The organism is Acetoanaerobium pronyense (genome assembly GCF_017874355.1).
GTDB lineage: Bacteria > Bacillota > Clostridia > Peptostreptococcales > Filifactoraceae > Acetoanaerobium > Acetoanaerobium pronyense.
Genome location: NZ_JAGGLI010000032.1, coordinates 1 through 20,153 on the forward strand (window position 1 = coordinate 1; position 20,153 = coordinate 20,153).

The following is a 20,153-nucleotide window of genomic DNA, read 5'->3' on the forward strand; positions in this document are numbered from 1 at the left end:
ACACCCTTGCTCTTGGCTAACGGTTGGCACTACCAGCCCCCGTACTGGACTTTCACCAGCAAGTTCGCGCCCATGCTGGGCGCACAATAAAAAAACCTGAAGCTTTTGCTTCAGGTTTTTTTAGTGGTGCGGATGGAGGGACTTGAACCCCCACGCACAAGGCGCTAGATCCTAAGTCTAGTGCGTCTGCCAATTCCGCCACATCCGCATGGTGGGCTCAACAGGGCTCGAACCTGTGACCCCCTGCTTGTAAGGCAGGTGCTCTCCCAGCTGAGCTATGAGCCCATGTGGTGACCCCTAGGGGAATCGAACCCCTGTTACCGCCGTGAAAGGGCGGTGTCTTGACCGCTTGACCAAGGGGCCTAGTTATTTGGTGACCCATCCGCGACTCGAACGCGGGACACCCTGATTAAAAGTCAGGTGCTCTGCCGACTGAGCTAATGGGTCTCACTTGGCACTTGTATAATATATCAAAGTGAAAGAATAAAGTCAACAAGTTTTTTAAAAAAAATTTAAAAAACTATTTTTTTATTTTAAGACATAAAAACCATAGCTATAGATCCTAAGATATCCACATTATCCACATGGTTTTTAGGCTATTCTGTGGGTAATGTGGATATTTCCATCTTATAATAAAGAACTTGAATCTTTTCTCCCTTTTGTCTAAAAAAGTGCTTTATTTGTGAATAATTACTGTCTTCTAATGGATTTATCTTATAATTCATAAACTCATCATAGTATTCCTTGGTCTTTTTAAACCCAACCTTTTCATAGCATCTTATTGCTCTATAGTTGTAGGCAGCTACGCTAAGCACCATTTTTTTAAATTTAAAGGTATCAAAATACCACTTTAGTAAAGTAACTAAGGAGTCCGTTCCATACCCTTCACTCAAATAATTTGGATCAAAAACAATACCAAGCTCTGACTTTTTTCTTATAATCTTTACATTTCTAAGTGCTATATATCCTACCAATTGCTTATTATAATTAAACACCGAAAAGCATCTTCTAAATCTCTTCGTCTTTAGCTCAAACCAAGCACAAATCTCATCTTCTGTCATATAAGGAAAATTATAATCAAAAAATAATCTGTCTTCGTGAGTTCCCCAGGCCATCATAGAATATATATCCTCTATCTGCATAGGCTTTAATATTACCTTTTTTCCGTATATTGGCTGTTGTGGATTCTTCATATATTTATTCCCTCAAATGAGCTGAATTATGAAATAGCTGATATTGGCCAAGCCATGTAAGTGGTACCATTCCAGTTTCTCCATGTCTATGTTTTGCAACTATGACCTCGACTATATTTTTTTGATCAGAGTCTTCATGATAGTAGTCATCTCTATATAAAAACATTACAAGATCGGCATCCTGCTCTATTGCTCCAGATTCTCTAAGGTCCGAAAGTATAGGTCTATGATCAGCTCTTTGCTCTGGCGCTCTTGAAAGCTGAGATAGTGCTATCACTGGGCATTCTAGCTCCTTTGCAAGTATCTTAAGGGATCTTGATATCTTTGATATCTCCTGCTGTCTGCTTTCTATCTTCCCATCCGATTCCATGAGCTGCAGGTAATCTATAAGTATAAGGTCAAGGCCCTTTTCCATCTTAAGTCTCCTGCATTTGGATCTAAGCTCCATCACTGTAATACCAGGAGTATCGTCTATGTAAATATCTGTTTTGGAAAGTACTTCCATGGCAGCTATTACTTTTGGCCACTCTTCCTCATCTAGATTCCCGTTTTTTAGTTTATTAAGCTCTACCCTGCTTTCAGCAGCTATCATTCTTTGAATAAGCTGCTCTTTACTCATCTCCATTGAAAATACTGCGACCTTTCCATTTCCTTTCATAGCGGCATTATGGGCTATGTTAAGAGAAAAAGCAGTTTTTCCCATAGCGGGTCTTGCCGCAATAAGCACAAGGTCCGTCTTTTGAAGACCGTTAGTTCTTCTATCAAGGTCTATAAATCCTGTGGTAAGGCCTGTAATGCTGCCTTTATTTCTATAAAGGTCTTCCAGGATTTCATATGCGTTTAAAAGGACATCCGAAATAGGGCTTAGGCTTTTTTGAGTTTTTGATTGGGATATATCAAATATCCCTTTTTCCGCTTCTTCAAGAAGCTCTAAAACTTCTTTTTCTCCCGCAAAGCTTTTTTCCATTATCTCTGAGGATGCTTTTATAAGCCTTCTAAGGATAGATTTTTCCTTTACTATCTCTGCGTATTTACTTATATGCCTTGTAAAGTCAGGAGCCGTAGATAGGGCTGTAAGGTAGGTTATTCCGCCTATCATGTCGAGAGCACTTCTTTTTTTGAGGGCATCAGAAAGAGTTATGAGGTCTATAGGTTCACTTTTTTTAAAGAGAATCATCATACAGTTAAAAATTTCCCTATGGGCATCTTTATAAAAATCCCCCTCCTCAAGTATATCTGATACTGTAATTATGGCATCTCTATCAATGAGGACACTTCCAAGTACACTTTGCTCTGCTTCGATGGAATGCGGCAATATCTTCCCTTCCAATAAAATCAACCTCCATTTAAAAATACCTCGGTATCCTCCGAAGTATTTTTAACTATTATAAATAAAATATCAAGTGTTTTTTCTTAATCCTTTAATTTAACTTCAACTTTTATTTCAGATGTCACATTTACATGAAGCTTTAGAGGAACTGTATGAACTCCTAGGCTCTTTATGTGATCATCTAGAAGTATCTTTCTTTTGTCTATCTCTATAGAATGCTCTTTTTTGAGTCTATCTGCAATATCTTTAGATGTTATAGATCCAAAAAGTTTTCCACCATCTCCTGCTTTAGAATATATAGTCACAGATAGAGTTTTAAGCTTTTCTCCAAGCTCCTTTGCGGCTTCTTCTTCCTGCTTTTTTTTGAAGGCTTCGGCTGCTTTTTGCTGATTTAGGTCATTTATATTTCCAGATGTAGCTTCTTTAGCTATTCCTTTAGGTATTAAAAAGTTTCTTGCATATCCATCACTTACTTCTTTAAGTTCTCCTTTTTTTCCGCTTCCTTTTGCATCCTTAAGAAATATTACTTTCATCTATTCATCATCCTCCTTAAAATATTCCATTATAAGTTCTTCTACTTTTTCCATGGCTTCATCTGTGGTTGTGTCCTTGAGCTGAGCTCCAGCTACATCAATATGACCTCCACCACCAAGTTTTTCCATAAATAGATGTACATTTAGACTTCCAAGTGATCTTGCACTTATAAATACTAATCCATCACTTCTCCTTGCAACTACAAATGATGCTTCAACTCCTCTTATATTCAGGAGCTCATCAGCAACCTGTGCAGCTATTAGAGATGGATTTTCAAGATTTTCTGGGCATGTAGAAAGAGCTATCTTTCCTCCCAGTATCTTTGCATTTTTAATCCCTTCAGCCTTTACAAGGAAGCTGTCTAAATCCCCTTGGAAAAGCTGTTTTACAGCTACTGTGTCGGCTCCAAATTTCCTTAGAAATGCTGCAGCTTCAAAGGTCCTCACCCCTGTTTTGAATGTGAAATTTTTTGTATCAAGGGCTATCCCTGAAAGAAGAGACTCTGCTGTGAGATTATCTATATATGGTCTATCTTTCACATACTGTATAAGTTCAGTTACCATTTCACTGGCAGAAGATGCATAGGTCTCATGATATATGAGGACAGCCTTATCTATAAACTCCACTCCCCTTCTGTGATGGTCTATTAATACGATTTTATCACACTTTTCAATAAGGGAAGGATATTCTGTAAAGCTTGGTCTATGGGTATCTACAATTATAAGAAGAGTCTTATCATCTACTGATTGTAGAGCATCCTCTCTTTTTATAAAAGCATCCTTAAATGAATCATTTTGAATAAGTCTATTATGAAGCACATCTATAGAAGTATTACTGTTTTCAAGAACTATATTTGCACTTTTGCCAAGCATTCTACATATTCCATATACCCCAACTGCAGCTCCAAGAGCATCGAGGTCAGGGTAATGATGCCCCATTATAATTACTTTTTCGCTTTCATTTACAAGGTCTCTAAGGGCATGAGCTATTATTCTAGCCTTTACCTTAGTCTTTTTCTCCACAGCTTTTGATCTTCCACCATAGAATATAGACCTTTCATCTCTTTTTATTACCGCCTGATCTCCTCCTCTTCCAAGAGCAAGATCTAGAGATGTTACTGCATTTTTAAGAGTTGAGGAGAGGTCTGTACTTAGGGAAGATGCGCCTATGCTTAATGTCAGGGGAATGGTATTTCCCATCTCTATCTTTCTTATATCATCTAAGATAGAAAATTTATCTTTTTCTAGTTCAAGCAAAGAGCCCTCATCTACTATAACAATATATTTGTCCTTTACGGTTTTTCTTATAGCACCTTTAAACCTATCTGCCCAAGACTTTATGGTTCTCTCTACCTCTGCCTCTATAATAGGTCTTACATCCTCTGAAGCACTATTTAATACCTCATCAAAGCTATCTACCTGTATACTCATGATTACAGGCTTTATCATTTCATATTCCTTGGTTATTTTTCTAAGTTCAGTTACATCAAAAAAATAGATTGCCGCCAGAGAAGGTTCATTTTCCCTCTCTATAATATTATATTTTACTTCATAGATTTTTTTATCAGCTTCAATTTGAGTTTGGAAAGCCTCATTTTCATCTAAAAATATTTTTGAACTATCATAGCTTGGAAAAACTTCCTTGATGTTTTTTTCTATCATTTCCTCAGATTTAGAGAGAGTTAAAAACTTGTCATTGTACCATCTAAGTGAACCCTCATTATCAATAATGCACATGGCAACTGGAAAACTCAAAAGAGTCTCCTTTGTCATATGCTCAAGATTAAGAGAAAGGTCTTCTATATATTTTATCCATTCTCTATTTCTATTAGCAAGGGCTTTGTAGTTATGATATATAAGATAAAAAAAGACAAGCAGTGAAGGTATACCAATAAATATATTATAATACACCACTATAGTGCTTAGTATTCCAACCAAAATAATATACACTTTTGATTCGGGAATATTAACTTTCAAGGTGCTTTGCATAAGGTTCCTCCGTATAATTATCTGTTTAGTCTCCTAAAATTAAATAGAGCATCAACAAAGCCTACAAGGGCTATAAAGCTTGATATAGGCGCTAGAATTATTAGCATTGCAACTATAGCTATCTTTACAAGTCTGGGAGCTTTCATTTTGTTTATAAAAAATCCAGCTACAGAAGCTCCCTGAAGGAAAAACAGCAATATAAAAACCGCAGTAAGATTAGCTACCAAACTATCATAATACTGGAAATTTAACGTAGATGTTATATAGGTTAAAAGATAAATAACTATAATTCCAACTGATACATTTCCAGGCATAGAAAATTCTAAAAGACTTCCAAGATTCTTTTTTTCTCCAAGCCTTCTTATTATCGCAGCAGACATATAGTAGTTCAAAAAAGAGGTTATTATTGCAAAACCTACTATAAAAGATGGGAAAAGTAGTCTTATAGTAAGTGTTATGGCATTAATGTCTACAGCCTCTATAGAAGGTAGATTTTTAAGTAGCTCAGCCTGAATTTCCATAGACTCTCTAAGAATTTCCATAAGGTATTCTATTAGATTTAAGTCCATAAAAAAAGAAACAAACTGAATAATAAGGGCTGTAGTAAAGGTCATAGACAAAAATCCATAAAATATACTTTCAAATGGAGGTCTGTTCTCCTTCGCAAAAAAACCTATAGCAACTCCTGGTATAAAAAACATTATACTTGTAAATAGTGCATTTATAGGATGTATAAAAAATGAAAGTATCACTCCTAAAGAAAAGCTTGACATAAGAGCATAGGATACTTTATTTCTGTATGTAATTATTACAATTGGAACTGCGGAAAACATGGTAAGAAAAGACAAAAATGGCACGTATGTTCCCATAAGTATAAATATCGCTCCAACAGCTGTAAGTACAGAAGATTCTACAAGATTTTTTCTATTTGTATCTATATTTTTTTTCTTTGGCTTCGGTCCTTGCAAAATATCATCTCCTAATGTAGTCTATCCTGTTATTATACCATAATATGACTATTTGCTAAAAAAATTCTATAATAACTTTGAAAAACAAAAGACTAAAGGTAGGCTATGCTTACCTTTAGTCTTTACATTTTTCTTAATCTACTACGTATGGAAGAAGAGCTATGTTTCTAGCTCTCTTTATAGCTAGAGTAAGCTTTCTTTGAGCCTTTGCAGATGTTCCTGTGATTCTTCTTGGAAGTATTTTTCCTCTTTCAGATATATACTTCTTAAGAAGATTAACATCTTTATAATCTATCATGTTTATCTTTTTTCCAGCGAAAGGATCAACTTTTTTTCTTCTTCTTCTGTTTCCGCCTCTTTGAGCTGCCATTTTAAAACCTCCTTCTCAAATTAATGAGAACTAAAACGGTACATCATCATCGTCTAAGGCTCTAAAACCATCAGAGTCAAGACCTTCTGGCTCAAAAACATTGTTATTTGAGCTCTGCCCTTGATAAGATTTATTCCCTTGAGCAGATCTTTCGCTTTTGTCTCCCCACTCGAGAAACTGAACGCTATCTGCTACGATTTCAGTTATATACCTTTTTTGTCCTTCTTGTGTTTCATAACTTCGATTTTGTATAGAACCTTTGATGGCTGTAAGTCTACCTTTTACAAGGTAGTTTGCACAGTTTTCAGCACTTTTCCCCCATACAACTATGTTGAAAAAATCCGTTTGCTTCTGACCATCTTTGCCAATAAAAGGTCTGTCTACAGCTATGGAAAAGGTGGTTACTGCTCTACCAGCAGAAGTGAATCTTAATTCCGGGTCTCTTGTGAGTCTTCCTATAAGTATTACACTGTTCATCTATATCCACCTCTTTTTATAGTCTCTAAATTAATTATTTGTCATCAATATTTACGATCATGTGACGTATAACGTTATCCATGATTTTTAGGTTTCTATCGATTTCTTTAGGTACATCAGTAGCTGCCTTGAAGTTTATAAGTACATAGTATCCTTCTGTAAGCTTCTCAATTTCATAAGCAAGTCTTCTGTTTCCCCACTCATCAACCTTTTCAACCTCTCCATCTGCTTCGATGATAGATTTAACCTTGTCAAGTACTACAGCTTTCGCCTCGTCTTCAAGATTTGGTCTTAAAACGTAGATTAATTCGTATTTTCTCATTACATTCACCTCCCTTTGGACTGTACGGCTCTTTTATATAAGAGCAGAAAGATGAGACAATTTCACTTAATCTCATACTTATCTATGATATCAGTTTTTAAATCAAAAATCAATTTTTTTTCTTATTTATGAATAATAATTAAAAAAAAGATTATTTAAGGAGATATATCCATTAAATAATCTTTTTTAAGTGATGCAATTTCTAATACTCTTCGATAGTATAGGATTTTAATATTGTATTTGATTTTACTGGTTTTTATATAAGGGATTTTATTTTTTCTCTTATGATACCTTCAACCTCATCCTCTTCAGGAAATCTTTCTAACTCTTTTTTCGAAAATAAAAGGTCTGAATTCAAATGAACTTCGAATACTCCTCCTGTAGATGGTACAATCTCGATTTTTTCAATATCATTTTTGTGTTCTCCTAAAAGGTTGGAAGCAAGAGCGACCGCTCTATCTATATATCCTCAAGAAGTACAGTACTCTATGGAAATTTTATAGTTCATAACTAAATCCCTCCAATTTTGAATTTAGTTATTTTATACCCTCTATAAAATTTTTTTATTCATAATCTAGGACTTAATTTCTTCGTCATTTCTAAAGTGCTTCCTAAGCCTTCTCTCTACTTCTGTCCTTTCGAGCCACAGCTGCTTGTTACACGTGGAACATCTTAATCTAAAATCCATCCCTATTCTCATAATTTCAAATATGTTCCCTCCACAAGGATGATTTTTTTTCAAATGAACTATATCACCTATTTCGAACTTTATGGGCACCTTCTAATCCTCCCTTGGGTAAACTTGTATAGCTTTTTTGTTTTTTTCTATCTCATAGACTCCTTTTATAGCTATGTTGTATTTATTTATTATATCAACAGCTCTATCCATATCTTCTTTTTCTATTTTTATAGATATACCACAGCTTTTATCTAGCTCTCTTGGAGTTGGAATCACCATTATTTGAAGATCTGATTTTTTTAGCATCTTCTCTCCAAACATGGCATGATGGGTTGATTCAAAACTAATTACTAACATATCTCACCTACACTATAATTTTATTTTCTGTTTCCTTTAGGGCTTCTACTATGTCATACATATTGGCAACTGTTCCAGTCTTTAAGTTTTCCTTTAGATTATAAAAATCAAGGCAGGTTCCACAGGTCATTATCTTTACGCCATTTTCTTCTAGCTTTTTTAGATTTTCCGCAGTTTCAATATTTTCAGATGAAAGCTTTGCTGCGCTATTAATAAGCATGATTTTTGAAGGGTATGGCATAGTTTCACTAAGTGTGTATATGAACCCTTTCATTAGAATCTTTCCTAAATCATCATTTCCTTTTCCAAGAAATTCAGAGGTTATAAGAACCACTTCCTCTCCTGAAGAAATTTTAGAAGGCTTTTTTATAGTTTTTTCCTCTTTTGGAATCTCACCTTCACCCTTTATTATTTTAACTTTATAATCTGAGCCGTTTTGCTCTATGTCTACTGCCAATCCTTTAGATGCAGCAAGTTTTAGAAGATTTTCCTTTGCAGTAGTATTATCTACTTTAACCTCTACTACTCCCTCTCCCATTGATTCCAGCTCTTTTTTGGTCATTATAACTGGTTGAGGACATTGAAGCTTTGTGCAATCCAATTTTTTAATCTCCATTATTATCTCTCCTTTGATTTTTAAAAGATTTCAAAATAATCTGCTACGAAGTTATAAGTATAAAAATGCTTTAATAATCTAGAATCTGAGAGGTATTCCTTCTGCTGAGTTGTAAAAAAGACCTGAATGAGAGGATCTAAAAGCGTAATCAAAATCATTATATAAATTATAGATTTTGCCCCTCCAAATAAAAATCCCAGATTTTTATCAAGACTCTTCATGGATTTTCTAGAAAAAATTGATGAAAAACCATGCATAGCTATACTGATTGCAATATACATAATTATAAAAAGGGAAACTGCCAAAATTTTTCTATCCATATCAAGTGCAAAATATACATATGGAGATATAGTCTTTAAAAGAAAATCTTCAATAATTTCTCTATATCTTTCATAAACTGCACTTTGAAGTATCAAACCTGAGAATCTCAAATATATAAATCTTGAGATTAAAAATGAGGCTATAAACCTTACACTTATAAAAAAAGATTTGGAAAATCCAGATACATAGCCTCTAAAAATATGAAAGGCTATAAATATAAGTATTATAATATCAACTTTACTAACCATAAATTACCTCTATCCAAATGTATTTAAATTTCAATAAAATTAACTGCTCCCCTAAAAAACACCGCTATGTGATTTTTCATAGGTAAAACTCTGATTATATCCCTTGAAAATTCCATAGTCTCTTTATTAAAGAAAATTTCATTTCTAGTAGCAACTATTAACTCATCATTTAATCTCTCTAAAACGATTATATCATCTTTAAAATTTAATTCCTCTACTAAATTCCCTTCTATATCCATGTTTTTAATCTTTCTTTTGCCATCTAAAAGAGCAATTTCTTTATCTGTTGCATTTATTCCTAAAAAGGTGTTTTCTGCACTTAATCTTTTTACTTCCTGAAAGTTCTTATCTCGTATTGAAATAATATCCACATCCATTAGAAAAAGTTTAGAGGATTTCATTTCTATATCAAGAAAAATTGAATTTTCAACCTCATTTGCATAAACAGAATCCATTTTATGATTATAGTAATATAAACTATTAGCCATAAAAGATTCTTCTCTTTTTAAAGCACTTACTATAAATCCTCCAGAATTTTCATCTTCTTTAATTATATTTATGCTGGATTTTGGATAAGCTATATCCTTAATCACATTCCCATCTTTATCAAAAATTTGTATACCTTCAGCCTTTACATCTGTAATGTACTGAGTCACAAGCTTTCCATCTTTAAAGGAGTTTATAGAGACCACAGTCTTATCTGTTCTTATATCTCCAATTACCTCTCCTCTACTATTTATCTTATGAATTCTCTTATTTACCCTATCTAATATATAGATAAATTCTGAAGAAGTATCTACATAAAAATTGTCAGATCTTATTGTAGATGAAAATATTTCTTTTCCTTTCTCATCTATATTTATAAGTCTTATACCATCATACATTATTATACCTTCCATATATTTTCCTATATACATATCTGGTCTATATTCAAATTTCACCTCAATTTGTTTTATATCATCAGATGAAAGCACCATTGGCTTTACATAGTTTTTATATACATAAGGATTGAATAAGATTATAACGCTTAGAACCAAAACAAAGACAAAAAGTTTTATTTTCATAAAATTCTCCTACTATGAAATCAAAGTTTTAAATTCAAAAAAAGAAAACTAGCATGCTAGTTTTCTATTATACCGATTTCCTTAAACAAGTCTATTCCTTTAGTGTAATATTTTATCTCTTCTTCTTTTGACTTACCTTCAAAAAGTTTCGCCTTGTCAAAATAGATATTAGCCAGCTGCTTTTTATCTCCTAATTTTTCAAACATTTCTACACATTTGCTAAGACTCGTAGATGCCCCCTCAATATCTCCTTCTCTTGAAAGTATAATTGCATATTTTCTAATAGAAAGACACTCAAGTACTATATCTTTTAAAGCCATAGATATTGAAAGAGCTTCTTTTGAAAGATCCTTTGCCATATTAAGGTTTCCTGATTTGCAAAGAACATCTATATATTTGAATATTATTTTAACTGTATGCTCATCTTTGTACTCTTTTTTAATCTCATATGCATTTTGAATATGGCCTAGAGCTTCATCACTATCACCTAGCATATTGTATACTTCAAAAAGCATCATTTGAGTATGGGATTTTTCAAGAAGTTTTTTCTCTTCTTCAAATGATTTTAAAGCCATGTTAAAGTATTTTTTTGCAAGATCATATTCTAAGCTTTGGAAATAGTTGTTCGCAATTAGATAATAGTTCATTCCTCTGCTTTTGAAGTCTCCAAGCTTATTTGATAGATTTTCTGCTTTTTGTGCATATGCCTTAGATTCTTGTCTTTGATTATTCTTTATGTATGCATATGCAATAGAGATATAAATCTCCTTTTCAAGCTCAAGGTTTTTTATCTTATTATCTCTTATTATAGTTTCGGATTGATGAAGCATATGTATGGAAGGGTCATAAAAACCGTTTAAAGTGTATATCTTTCCAAGTTCCAGATAGCATCTTGCTGCACCTTCCCAAGAAAGGACCTTTATATAAAGTACAAGAGCCTTTTCCATCATTTCCAAGGCTTTTTTGTACTGATTATCTTCTTTGAACATAAGACCATAAAGATAGTTTCCTTTTGCACATTCTTCACTTATATCAAAATCAAGGCATAACCCAAGTACCCTTGATAGCTCTTTTTTTGCTTCAGCGGATTTTCCAGTTTGAATAAGTATTTCGCTTTTTAAAAGAAGATTCGCAGCTATTTTTTTTGCCTGCATTTCTTTGCTTTCTAAAAGATAATCTATAGAAACCTCAAGCTTTTGAGAGAAATACTCTAAAAGGTCTTGGCTTGGATAGGATTTATCCCTTTCTATGTGGCTTATCTGGGCAGCTGTGATTCTATTCCCGGCAAGATCTTTAAGAGTCATACCCTTTTCCTTGCGAAGTTTTTTCACTTTTTGCCCCAAACTTAATATGTCCATATTATCCCCCATCACTCTGATAAAATAAGTGTTTGAATATATAATACACCAAATAATATATACAAGTAAAACATATTTTTGTAAATATTATTTAATTTTTAAATTTATATTTCTTCTGCAAGCTTTTTAATACCTTCAACAAACTCATTTACTTCATTTTCCGTATTAAAATATGAAAAACTCGCTCTTACAATTCCCTGATTGAGAGTTCCTAAAGTTTGATGAGCTAAAGACGCACAGTGAAGTCCACTTCTTACGGCGATATCCATGGCATTATCAAGGATATATGATACGTCTGTAGAAGGTAGATCTCCTATATTAAAAGCTACTACCCCTGCTCTTTTACTAAAATCTTCTGGACCATAGATTTTTATTTTATCGATTTTCTTAAGACCATCAATGCATAGCTTTACAAGGTTTTGCTCATGAAGGCGTATAGATTCTACACCTATTTCTTTTACAAATTTTACTCCTTCTAAAAGACCAGCTATTCCCACTGCATTAACTGTGCCCACTTCAAGTACATCTGGCATTATACTTGGATGCTCTAGACTCTCTGATGAACTACCTGTTCCACCTTCCATAAGAGTTGCAAGCTTTATGTCTTCTCTTACATATATAAATCCCGTTCCCATAGGTCCATAAAGTCCTTTATGTCCAGGACAGCAAAGCATCCCTATATTCATAGCCTCTACATCTATATCAAATACTCCTGCACTTTGGGCAGCGTCTACAAGAAGTATAGCTCCCTTTTCTTTGCATATCTCTCCAATTTTTTTAATATCATTTACTGTTCCAGTAACATTAGAGGCATGGGTTATGGCAACAAGTCTTGTATTTTCTTTAAATGAATTTTTAAATTCTTCTAAATCTAAAAAACCCTCACTGTTACATTTTACAAAGGAATGCTCTATTCCCTTTGAGGATAAGGACGCTATTGGTCTTGAAACAGAGTTATGCTCCATCATTGATGAGATAACATGGTCCTTTTCTTTCAAAAAACCTTTTATCCCTATATTTATTGCTTCACTTGCATTTTTAGTGAAGGCTATATTCATAGGGTTTGCAATATTGAAAAGCTCTGCAATTTCATATCTGGCTTCAAATACAACTCTTCCAGATTCAAGACCTATTTTATGGCCTCCTCTACCTGGATTTGCGGCGTATTTTTCCATAAATTCCACTGTCTTTTCTATTACAGCTTTAGGTTTTGGAAAGGTAGTCGCTCCATTATCAAAATATATCATAACATCCTCCTACTCAAGGGAAAAAAGCTGCTCTATTATGCCCTCTAGCTGATTTTCACTATAAAATTCTATGGAAAGCTTTCCTTTATTTGAAGTGCCTTCAATAAAAACCTTTGTTCCAATCAAATCGCTAAGTCTATTTTCTATATCCTTTAGAAAAATATCCTTGCTTGAAATTTTTTCCTTTTTAAGTTCCTTGGCGAGCTTCTCTGTTTCCCTTACAGATATTTTTTCTTCTAGTATCTTTTTTACTATTTCTCTTCTCTTTAAATCTTCTTTAATAGAAAGTAGTGCTTTGCCATGGCCCTCTGAAATAAGACCTCTTTCAATTAAAGTGATTGTATCTATATCCAATTTAAGAAGTCTAAGGATATTTGCTATATATGAACGACTTTTAGAAAGAATAGATGCAATGTCATTTTGATTTAAATTTTTTTCTTCCATAAGACTTTTTATAGCCCTTGCTTCTTCTATAGGATTAAGACTTTCCCTTTGAATGTTTTCTAAAATCGAAACCTCTCTTATGTCATTACTTTCTCGTATAATACATGTGACTTTATTTAGTCCAGCCTTTATAGCTGCTCTATATCTTCTCTCTCCAGCAATTATCCTGTATTTTTGACCATCTTGAAACACTGCAATTGGTTGGATAATCCCATATTTTTTTATGGAAGATGAAAGCTCATTTATAGAGCCTTCATCAAAGCTTTTTCTTGGCTGGTTTTCATCGTTTATGATAGCTTTTATATCAATATCCTTAACCTTAGTATTCATAATATATCCATTCCTTTAAGCTAAAGGCTCCTTAGAAGGCTTTCCAGCTTTTCTTGGATATCCTTTTGGCGTATTTCCTGTTTTTTTGATTACTATTATCTTATGATTAAGCTCTGTAAAAGGGATATCTATATCAAATACTTTTTCTATTTCACAATTGAGTATTTTTAGAGCCTTGTCTGCTCCCTTTATCTCCTCAAGAGCTGATGGCCCCTTTTGACATATAAAATATCCCCCTTTTTTTACAAAAGGGATACAGTATTCAAGAAGAACAGGAAGGGGCGCAACTGCTCTTGCTAGAGCTATGTCATATTTTTCCCTGTGATTTTTGTTTAATCCTGCATCTTCTGCTCTACTATGAAGGTATTCTATGTTTTCTAGGGAAACTCTATTTCCCACTTCCTTTAAAAAATTGATTCTTTTATTTAAGGAATCAAGGAGAGTGATGTGAGTATCTTTTTTCATTATTTTGATAGGTATTGATGGAAATCCCGCTCCAGTTCCAACATCAATTATCCTATCCCCGTTTTTTATGATATCGATTGAAAGACAGGAAAGAGAATCTAAAAAATGCTTTGTATATATATCCTGTGGATCTTCAATTGCTGTAAGATTCATAACCTTATTGTACTCAAGCAATGTATCCATATATATTTTAAATTGACTTTGCTGAAGCTTACTTATTTCTATATTCCATTTTTTAAGTCCATCTTCTAATAAATTTTCTAGGTTCATTAATTATTCTCCTCACTCTTTTTTTGAGCTTTTAGGGTCTGCAGGTATATTAATAGCACAGATATATCTGCTGGAGATACTCCAGATATTCTAGATGCCTGACCTATATTTAGAGGTCTTATGTCATTTAGTTTTTGCCTTGCTTCAAGTCTTAAGCCTTTAATCAAAGAGTAATCTATATCTATTGGAAGTTTTTTTCTTTCAAGCTTTATAAAGCCTTCTACTTGCTCCATCTGCTTCTTTATATAACCTTCATATTTTGAAGTTATTTCACATTGTTCTCTAACAGCTTTTTTTAGCTCTATATTATACTTACCAATTTTTTTAAGGAAATCATAATTTACCTCAGGTCTTTTTAAAAATTCATAAAGACTCATCGTCCTTGAAAGGGGAGATGCTCCTATTTCGGCTAAAAGCTCATTTGCTTCATCTGGCTTTACTTTATCTGTTTTAAGCCTTTTTAGCTCATTTTCTATGGCCTTTTTCTTTTCTAAAAATATATTATATCTTCCTTCTTTTACTAGGCCAACATCCCTTCCCTTTTGAGTTAACCTAAGGTCTGCGTTGTCCTGTCTTAAAAGAAGTCTGTACTCTGCCCTTGATGTCATTATTCTGTAAGGCTCATTGGTGCCTTTAGTTACAAGATCATCTATTAAGACTCCTATATAGCTTTCTGATCTATCCAGTATAAAAGGTTCCTTTTCATCTATTTTAAGAGCTGCATTTATTCCAGCTATAAGACCTTGAGCTGCAGCCTCCTCATATCCAGAGGTTCCATTAAACTGACCTGCACTAAAAAGCCCATTTAAAGACTTTATTTCAAGGGATGGCTTAAGATAAAGAGGATCAACGCAATCATATTCTATTGCATAGGCCGGTCTCATAAGCTTTGCATTTTCAAGACCTAGTACAGAATGATACATTTCAAGCTGTACCTCATAGGCTAATGACGAAGAAAATCCCTGAATATAGTATTCCTTTGTATCAAGACCTTCTGGTTCTACAAAAAACTGATGAGTTTCTTTATCCTTGAATCTAACCACCTTATCCTCTATAGAAGGGCAATATCTAGGACCATGACTGTCCATATCACCTCTATAAAGAGATGAACGCTCTAGGTTAGCTAGTATTATTTCATGGGTCTTTTTTGTAGTCCTTGTAAGGTAACAAGTGATTTGTTCTTTTTCAAGACTTTCATTTAAAAATGAAAAAGGTACTACTTCTTCATCTCCATACTGAATCTCCATTTTTGAAAAATCAATAGAGTCTGCATGTACCCTTGCTGGAGTACCTGTTTTGAATCTTCTAAGAGGAAGGTCAAGCTCCTTAAGAGACTTACTAAGTTGCTCTGCTGAACTAAGGCCTATAGGTCCTGATGAAAAGTTAACCTCACCTATGAAGACCTTGGATTTCAAATAAACTCCTGTTGCAAGTACTACAGCCTTGGCATCATATTGAGCTCTAAGCTGAGTAAGTACTCCAGTAACTCCATTTTCGTCATATATAAGCTCTATAACCTCATCCATTACTATGTCGAGATTTTTTTCTTCTTCCAGAGTTTTTTTCATTTCCTTATGATAAAGAGTTTTATCTGCTTGAGCTCTTAGAGAGTGAACCGCTGGCCCCTTTGAGGTATTTAGCATTCTACTTTGTATAAAAGTCTTATCTATATTTATGCCCATCTCTCCACCAAGTGCATCTATTTCTCTTACTAGATGACCTTTTCCTGTTCCTCCGATTGAAGGATTACAAGGCATAAACGCTATAGACTCAAGTGACATCGTAATCACCAAAGTCTTCTTTCCAAGTCTTGCAGCTGCAAGTGCAGCTTCACAGCCGGCATGTCCTGCCCCAACTACTATGACATCATAACTTCCTGCTTTAAAGTTCATTTATATATCTCCTTTATATCGGTTGACCAATTGTTTATTATTGGGTTTAAGACCTGTGAAAAATACTAGATCTTTATAATTATTTTGGTATTTATTTTCCTATACAAAATTCTCTAAATATCGTATCAAGAAGATCTTCAGAGACTGTATCACCTGTGATTTGTCCTAGACTGTCCCAAGCTATTTTAAAATCTGTTTCCGCTATATCAAGCTCTATATTTGAATCAAGGGCGTCAATTGCATCGCAGCAAGAAGTATATGCTTTTTCCAGAGAGTTTTTATGTCTTGCATTTGTCACCATTATATCATTCTCAGTTTGAAGCTCACCCTCATAAACCATTTTTTCTATTTCTTTTTCTATTTCTTCTATACCTTTATTTTCAAGGGCAGAAATCTTTATTACTGATTTTCCATGAGTGTGTTTTTCTATGTCCTCATCTGTAATAGCCTGAGCTAAATCTGTTTTATTCATAAGAATTATTGATTTTTTGTTGTCAAGATATGTCAATATTTCTATATCTTCATCTGTAAGCTCCCTAGATGAATCAAGCATCATAATAACAAGGTCTGCCGATTCTATAGATTCTTTTGATTTTTGGACACCAATTTTTTCCACAATATCTTCTGTCTCTCTGATTCCAGCTGTATCTACTATTCTAAGAGGTATTCCCCCTATATTTACATATTCTTCAATTATATCTCTTGTAGTTCCTGCTATTTCAGTTACAATAGCCCTTGATTCCTTTAGTATTGCATTAAGTAGTGATGACTTTCCTACATTAGGTTTTCCTACGATAACTGTTTTTAGTCCATCTCTCATTATTTTTCCTTTGTCAAAACTAAGAATAAGGGCATGTATCTCATCTTTTATCTTTTTAAGATCAGCTAAAAGCTCTTCATAGGTCACCTCAGGCTCGTCCTCTTCAGGAAAATCTATTGCAACTGTTATTTTTGCAAGGTCTAGTGTAAGTATGTCCCTTATTTCCTTTATCTTAGATGAAAGCTTTCCCTCAAGCTGCTTTTGTGCAATATCAAAACTTGCACTTGTTTTTGAGGTTATTATATCCATAGTAGCTTCTGCTTGAGATAAATCTATTCTTCCATTTAAAAATGCTCTTTTAGTAAATTCTCCTCTATCTGCAATCCTAGCTCCTGATTTAATTACAAGTTCTAGTATCTTCCTTACAGATATATATCCTCCATGACAGTTTATCTCAACTATATCCTCTCTTGTAAAGGTATGTGGACCCTTCATAAAGGACAAAAGAACTTCATCTACCTTGATATCTTTATCAATTATATGACCATATATAAGTTTTCTTGGGTTTTCTAAAATATTGATATTTTTTGAAACTGGTCTAAAAATAGTATTTGCTATATCTAGGGAATTAGGTCCGCTTATTCTTACTATTCCTATTCCTGCTTCTCCAGGGGCAGTAGCTACCGCCGCTATTGTATCATCTATATACATTTTGCACCGCCTTTTAATTAAATAACTCCATAATCAAAGAAAACCCCTAATTTTTCACTAGGGGCCCTTAATTTAGAAACTATTGCTTTTTAACTGATATTACTACTTTTCTGAATGGTTCTTCCCCTTCACTATATGTGGTTACATAAGAATCAGATTGAAGAGCCGAATGCACAATTCTTCTTTCGTAAGGGTTCATAGGCTCAAGCCTTATATTCCTTCTTTGCTTTACAGCAGTTCTAGCCATTTTATTTGCATATCTTACAAGAGATTCTTCTCTTTTTTCTCTGTAATTTTCTATATCGAGAAGGACCTTAATATACCCATCTCTTTTTTTATTTACTGCAAGACCAAGAAGTAGCTGCAGAGCATCAAGAGATTCTCCTCTTCTACCTATTAACTGACCTGCACTATCTCCTATTACTGAGACCTTTAGAGTGTCTCCTTTAAAATCTAGATTTATATCTGCAATTATATCAAGAGAGTCAAATATATCATTTAAAAAATTTCTAGTAGTTTTTTCGTAATTATCCTTTAATGTAGCTCTTATTTTAAAATCCTTTGCTCCTAAAAAGCCTAAAAAACCTTTACTTCCTTCTTCTAGGACTTCAATTTCAATATCGTCCTTTTCTGCATTTAGTTCTTTCAGTGCAAGTTCAATTGCCTCTTCTTTACTTTTCCCAATTTTTTCAACGGATTTCATCACTTAATTGCCTCCTTGGTTTTAGCTGGTCTTTTTGCCAAAACTGATTGTTGAACTATCTGGAATACGTTACCTGCAACCCAATAAAGCAGAAGTCCTGCTGGAAATGTTCTTCCCCAAAAAAGCATCATTACAGGAAAAAGATAAAGCATCATAGTTTGGGAAGAATCTTTCTTTGCTCCTTTTGGTGACATCATAGCTGACTGGAAATATGTAGTAATTGCTGCCAGTATAGGAAGGATAAATGGTATAGCTATTCCTCCTAAAAATATTACATCAGGAGATGCAAGGTTGCTCATCCATAAAAAAGCAGTGTCTGCTGCAAGATAAGCCTCTTCATTTGGGAATACATAAACAGTTGGATTTCTAAGTGCATTAAAAAGCCCTATAAGAATAGGAAACTGTATTAATAAAGGCAGACACCCTGCTAGAGGGTTTACCTTATATTCTTTGTAAAGCTCCATTGTCTTTTGATTCATTTTTTCAGGATTATCTTTGTATTTTTCTTTTAGTTCCTGTATTTTAGGATTAATCTCCTGCATTGATTTCATTGATTTAGTTTGTGTCATAGTTAGTGGAAGTAATATAAGCTTTACCACAACTGTAAATACAATTATAGATATTCCATAGTTTCCTATTATGTCATAAATAATTTTTAAAAGAGAGCCCAATAAATTAGCCAAAATCTTAACCTCCTGGAAATGTTATTTTAAAGGATCATATCCACCCGCATGAAAAGGATGGCATTTTAATATTCTTTTTATTGATAAATAAGTACCTTTTAATATCCCATACTTTTTTAGTGCGTCTATTGAGTACTGAGAACAAGTAGGATGAAACCTACAGCTAGGTCCTTTTAGCGGAGAAAGAAATTTTTGATAGAATCTAATAAAATAAATCATAATTTTCACTAAAAAATTACTCATTTTTTCACAACTCCGGTTTTTTTAAGCAGATGTCTCAATGATTTTCCCATATCACGAAAATCTAGTTCTGCTGAGGGAATCCTTGCAATAAATATTATATCATAACCTTGCTCAAGGTCATTCATATCTTTCAAATTTTCTTTGATAAGTCTTCTTATTTTATTTCTTGTTACAGCTTTTCCAATTTTTTTGGATACTGAAAATCCAATTCTATTAAAATCACAGCCATTTTTTCTGTAATACATCACTAGGGTTTTATTTGCAAAAGACTTCCCTCTTTTGTAAACATTTTTGAAGTCTGCATCTTTTCTAAGTCTTTGATGATTCATAAAAACCCCCAAATTCTCATCTTCTATTTTTCTTTTTTGAAATAAACAAAAAGGCCACCTTTCATAAGCGGCCTAATCTCGTCTTTTATGCAGTCAGTCTTTTTCTTCCTTTTGCTCTTCTTCTTCTTATTACGTTTCTTCCAGTAGAAGTTCTCATTCTTTTTCTGAAGCCATGCTCCTTACTTCTTTGTCTCTTCTTTGGTTGGTAAGTTCTTTTGCTCATGTTTACACCGCCTTTCTAATTCTAACCT

Annotated in this window: 25 protein-coding genes and 4 tRNA genes; all 29 read right to left on the reverse strand. The window is 33.6% G+C overall.

Translation table 11 applies throughout. The annotated features are described in order from the left end of the window. Positions 1-124: 124 nt before the first annotated feature. Positions 125-208: transfer RNA gene (locus J2Z35_RS11765), tRNA-Leu, on the reverse strand. Between the two features lies 1 nt (position 209). Beyond that, positions 210-285 (reverse strand) — tRNA-Val (locus J2Z35_RS11770). 3 nt (positions 286-288) lie between these two features. Further along, a tRNA-Glu gene (locus J2Z35_RS11775) sits at positions 289-363 on the reverse strand. An 8-nt stretch (positions 364-371) separates the two neighbouring features. Next, positions 372-447 (reverse strand) — tRNA-Lys (locus tag J2Z35_RS11780). A 149-nt stretch (positions 448-596) separates the two neighbouring features. Further along, the gene (locus J2Z35_RS11785) at positions 597-1,193 is read right to left on the reverse strand and encodes a GNAT family N-acetyltransferase (RefSeq protein ID WP_209661588.1); all 597 of its coding nucleotides are present in this window, start codon (positions 1,191-1,193) and stop codon (positions 597-599) included. A gap of 4 nt (positions 1,194-1,197) precedes the next feature. Beyond that, complete coding sequence (dnaB, locus tag J2Z35_RS11790) at positions 1,198-2,523, reverse strand: replicative DNA helicase (RefSeq protein ID WP_209661589.1); 1,326 nt, start codon at positions 2,521-2,523, stop codon at positions 1,198-1,200. Positions 2,524-2,606: 83 nt separating this feature from the next. Further along, entirely contained in the window at positions 2,607-3,056 is a 450-nt protein-coding gene (gene rplI / locus J2Z35_RS11795; RefSeq protein ID WP_209661590.1) for a 50S ribosomal protein L9, read from the reverse strand. Beyond that, positions 3,057-5,045 (reverse strand): DHH family phosphoesterase, encoded by a 1,989-nt coding sequence (locus J2Z35_RS11800; protein ID WP_209661591.1) that lies wholly within the window; start codon positions 5,043-5,045, stop codon positions 3,057-3,059. A gap of 17 nt (positions 5,046-5,062) precedes the next feature. Further along, entirely contained in the window at positions 5,063-6,013 is a 951-nt protein-coding gene (locus J2Z35_RS11805; protein ID WP_209661592.1) for a YybS family protein, read from the reverse strand. Between the two features lie 133 nt (positions 6,014-6,146). Further along, positions 6,147-6,383: a 30S ribosomal protein S18 gene (gene rpsR, locus J2Z35_RS11810; RefSeq protein ID WP_209661593.1), complete on the reverse strand. Its 237-nt coding sequence runs from the start codon at positions 6,381-6,383 to the stop codon at positions 6,147-6,149. A 30-nt stretch (positions 6,384-6,413) separates the two neighbouring features. Then, positions 6,414-6,860: a single-stranded DNA-binding protein gene (locus tag J2Z35_RS11815; RefSeq protein ID WP_209661594.1), complete on the reverse strand. Its 447-nt coding sequence runs from the start codon at positions 6,858-6,860 to the stop codon at positions 6,414-6,416. A gap of 34 nt (positions 6,861-6,894) precedes the next feature. Then, complete coding sequence (gene rpsF / locus J2Z35_RS11820; protein ID WP_209661595.1) at positions 6,895-7,182, reverse strand: 30S ribosomal protein S6; 288 nt, start codon at positions 7,180-7,182, stop codon at positions 6,895-6,897. Positions 7,183-7,438: 256 nt separating this feature from the next. After that, on the reverse strand, positions 7,439-7,645 hold the full coding sequence (locus J2Z35_RS14815) for an Rdx family protein (protein ID WP_408627201.1): 207 nt from the start codon (positions 7,643-7,645) through the stop codon (positions 7,439-7,441). 111 nt (positions 7,646-7,756) lie between these two features. After that, a complete protein-coding gene (locus tag J2Z35_RS11830; RefSeq protein ID WP_209661597.1) occupies positions 7,757-7,960 on the reverse strand; it encodes a DUF951 domain-containing protein in 204 nt (67 codons plus the stop codon). A 3-nt stretch (positions 7,961-7,963) separates the two neighbouring features. After that, positions 7,964-8,218 (reverse strand): DUF3343 domain-containing protein, encoded by a 255-nt coding sequence (locus tag J2Z35_RS11835; RefSeq protein ID WP_209661598.1) that lies wholly within the window; start codon positions 8,216-8,218, stop codon positions 7,964-7,966. A 7-nt stretch (positions 8,219-8,225) separates the two neighbouring features. After that, positions 8,226-8,834: a sulfurtransferase-like selenium metabolism protein YedF gene (gene yedF, locus J2Z35_RS11840; protein ID WP_209661599.1), complete on the reverse strand. Its 609-nt coding sequence runs from the start codon at positions 8,832-8,834 to the stop codon at positions 8,226-8,228. Positions 8,835-8,854: 20 nt separating this feature from the next. Further along, a complete protein-coding gene (locus J2Z35_RS11845) occupies positions 8,855-9,403 on the reverse strand; it encodes a CvpA family protein (RefSeq protein ID WP_209661600.1) in 549 nt (182 codons plus the stop codon). A gap of 23 nt (positions 9,404-9,426) precedes the next feature. After that, entirely contained in the window at positions 9,427-10,467 is a 1,041-nt protein-coding gene (locus J2Z35_RS11850; RefSeq protein ID WP_209661601.1) for a DUF5711 family protein, read from the reverse strand. A gap of 56 nt (positions 10,468-10,523) precedes the next feature. Then, entirely contained in the window at positions 10,524-11,825 is a 1,302-nt protein-coding gene (locus tag J2Z35_RS11855) for a helix-turn-helix domain-containing protein (protein ID WP_209661602.1), read from the reverse strand. Between the two features lie 104 nt (positions 11,826-11,929). Continuing rightward, positions 11,930-13,072, reverse strand: a complete 1,143-nt coding sequence (locus J2Z35_RS11860) for an aminotransferase class V-fold PLP-dependent enzyme (protein ID WP_209661603.1) — start codon at positions 13,070-13,072, stop codon at positions 11,930-11,932. Between the two features lie 9 nt (positions 13,073-13,081). Next, positions 13,082-13,846, reverse strand: coding sequence for a ParB/RepB/Spo0J family partition protein (locus tag J2Z35_RS11865; RefSeq protein WP_209661604.1), 765 nt, complete (start codon positions 13,844-13,846; stop codon positions 13,082-13,084). 15 nt (positions 13,847-13,861) lie between these two features. Then, positions 13,862-14,581: a 16S rRNA (guanine(527)-N(7))-methyltransferase RsmG gene (gene rsmG / locus J2Z35_RS11870; RefSeq protein ID WP_209661605.1), complete on the reverse strand. Its 720-nt coding sequence runs from the start codon at positions 14,579-14,581 to the stop codon at positions 13,862-13,864. Further along, complete coding sequence (gene mnmG / locus J2Z35_RS11875; RefSeq protein ID WP_209661606.1) at positions 14,581-16,473, reverse strand: tRNA uridine-5-carboxymethylaminomethyl(34) synthesis enzyme MnmG; 1,893 nt, start codon at positions 16,471-16,473, stop codon at positions 14,581-14,583. The genes rsmG and mnmG overlap by 1 nt, the downstream gene beginning before the upstream one ends. 91 nt (positions 16,474-16,564) lie before the next feature. Next, positions 16,565-17,944 (reverse strand): tRNA uridine-5-carboxymethylaminomethyl(34) synthesis GTPase MnmE, encoded by a 1,380-nt coding sequence (gene mnmE / locus J2Z35_RS11880; protein WP_209661607.1) that lies wholly within the window; start codon positions 17,942-17,944, stop codon positions 16,565-16,567. Between the two features lie 79 nt (positions 17,945-18,023). Beyond that, on the reverse strand, positions 18,024-18,647 hold the full coding sequence (gene jag, locus J2Z35_RS11885; RefSeq protein ID WP_209661623.1) for an RNA-binding cell elongation regulator Jag/EloR: 624 nt from the start codon (positions 18,645-18,647) through the stop codon (positions 18,024-18,026). Beyond that, positions 18,647-19,330: a YidC/Oxa1 family membrane protein insertase gene (locus J2Z35_RS11890; RefSeq protein WP_245330887.1), complete on the reverse strand. Its 684-nt coding sequence runs from the start codon at positions 19,328-19,330 to the stop codon at positions 18,647-18,649. Before J2Z35_RS11890 ends, jag begins: the two co-directional genes overlap by 1 nt. 21 nt (positions 19,331-19,351) lie before the next feature. Continuing rightward, positions 19,352-19,573, reverse strand: a complete 222-nt coding sequence (gene yidD, locus J2Z35_RS11895; RefSeq protein ID WP_209661608.1) for a membrane protein insertion efficiency factor YidD — start codon at positions 19,571-19,573, stop codon at positions 19,352-19,354. Beyond that, positions 19,570-19,902 carry a ribonuclease P protein component gene (gene rnpA, locus J2Z35_RS11900; protein WP_209661609.1) on the reverse strand — a complete coding sequence of 111 codons (333 nt, stop codon included), beginning with the start codon at positions 19,900-19,902 and terminating at the stop codon, positions 19,570-19,572. Before rnpA ends, yidD begins: the two co-directional genes overlap by 4 nt. Positions 19,903-19,987: 85 nt before the next feature. After that, entirely contained in the window at positions 19,988-20,125 is a 138-nt protein-coding gene (gene rpmH / locus J2Z35_RS11905) for a 50S ribosomal protein L34 (RefSeq protein ID WP_209661610.1), read from the reverse strand. Positions 20,126-20,153 lie beyond the last annotated feature (28 nt).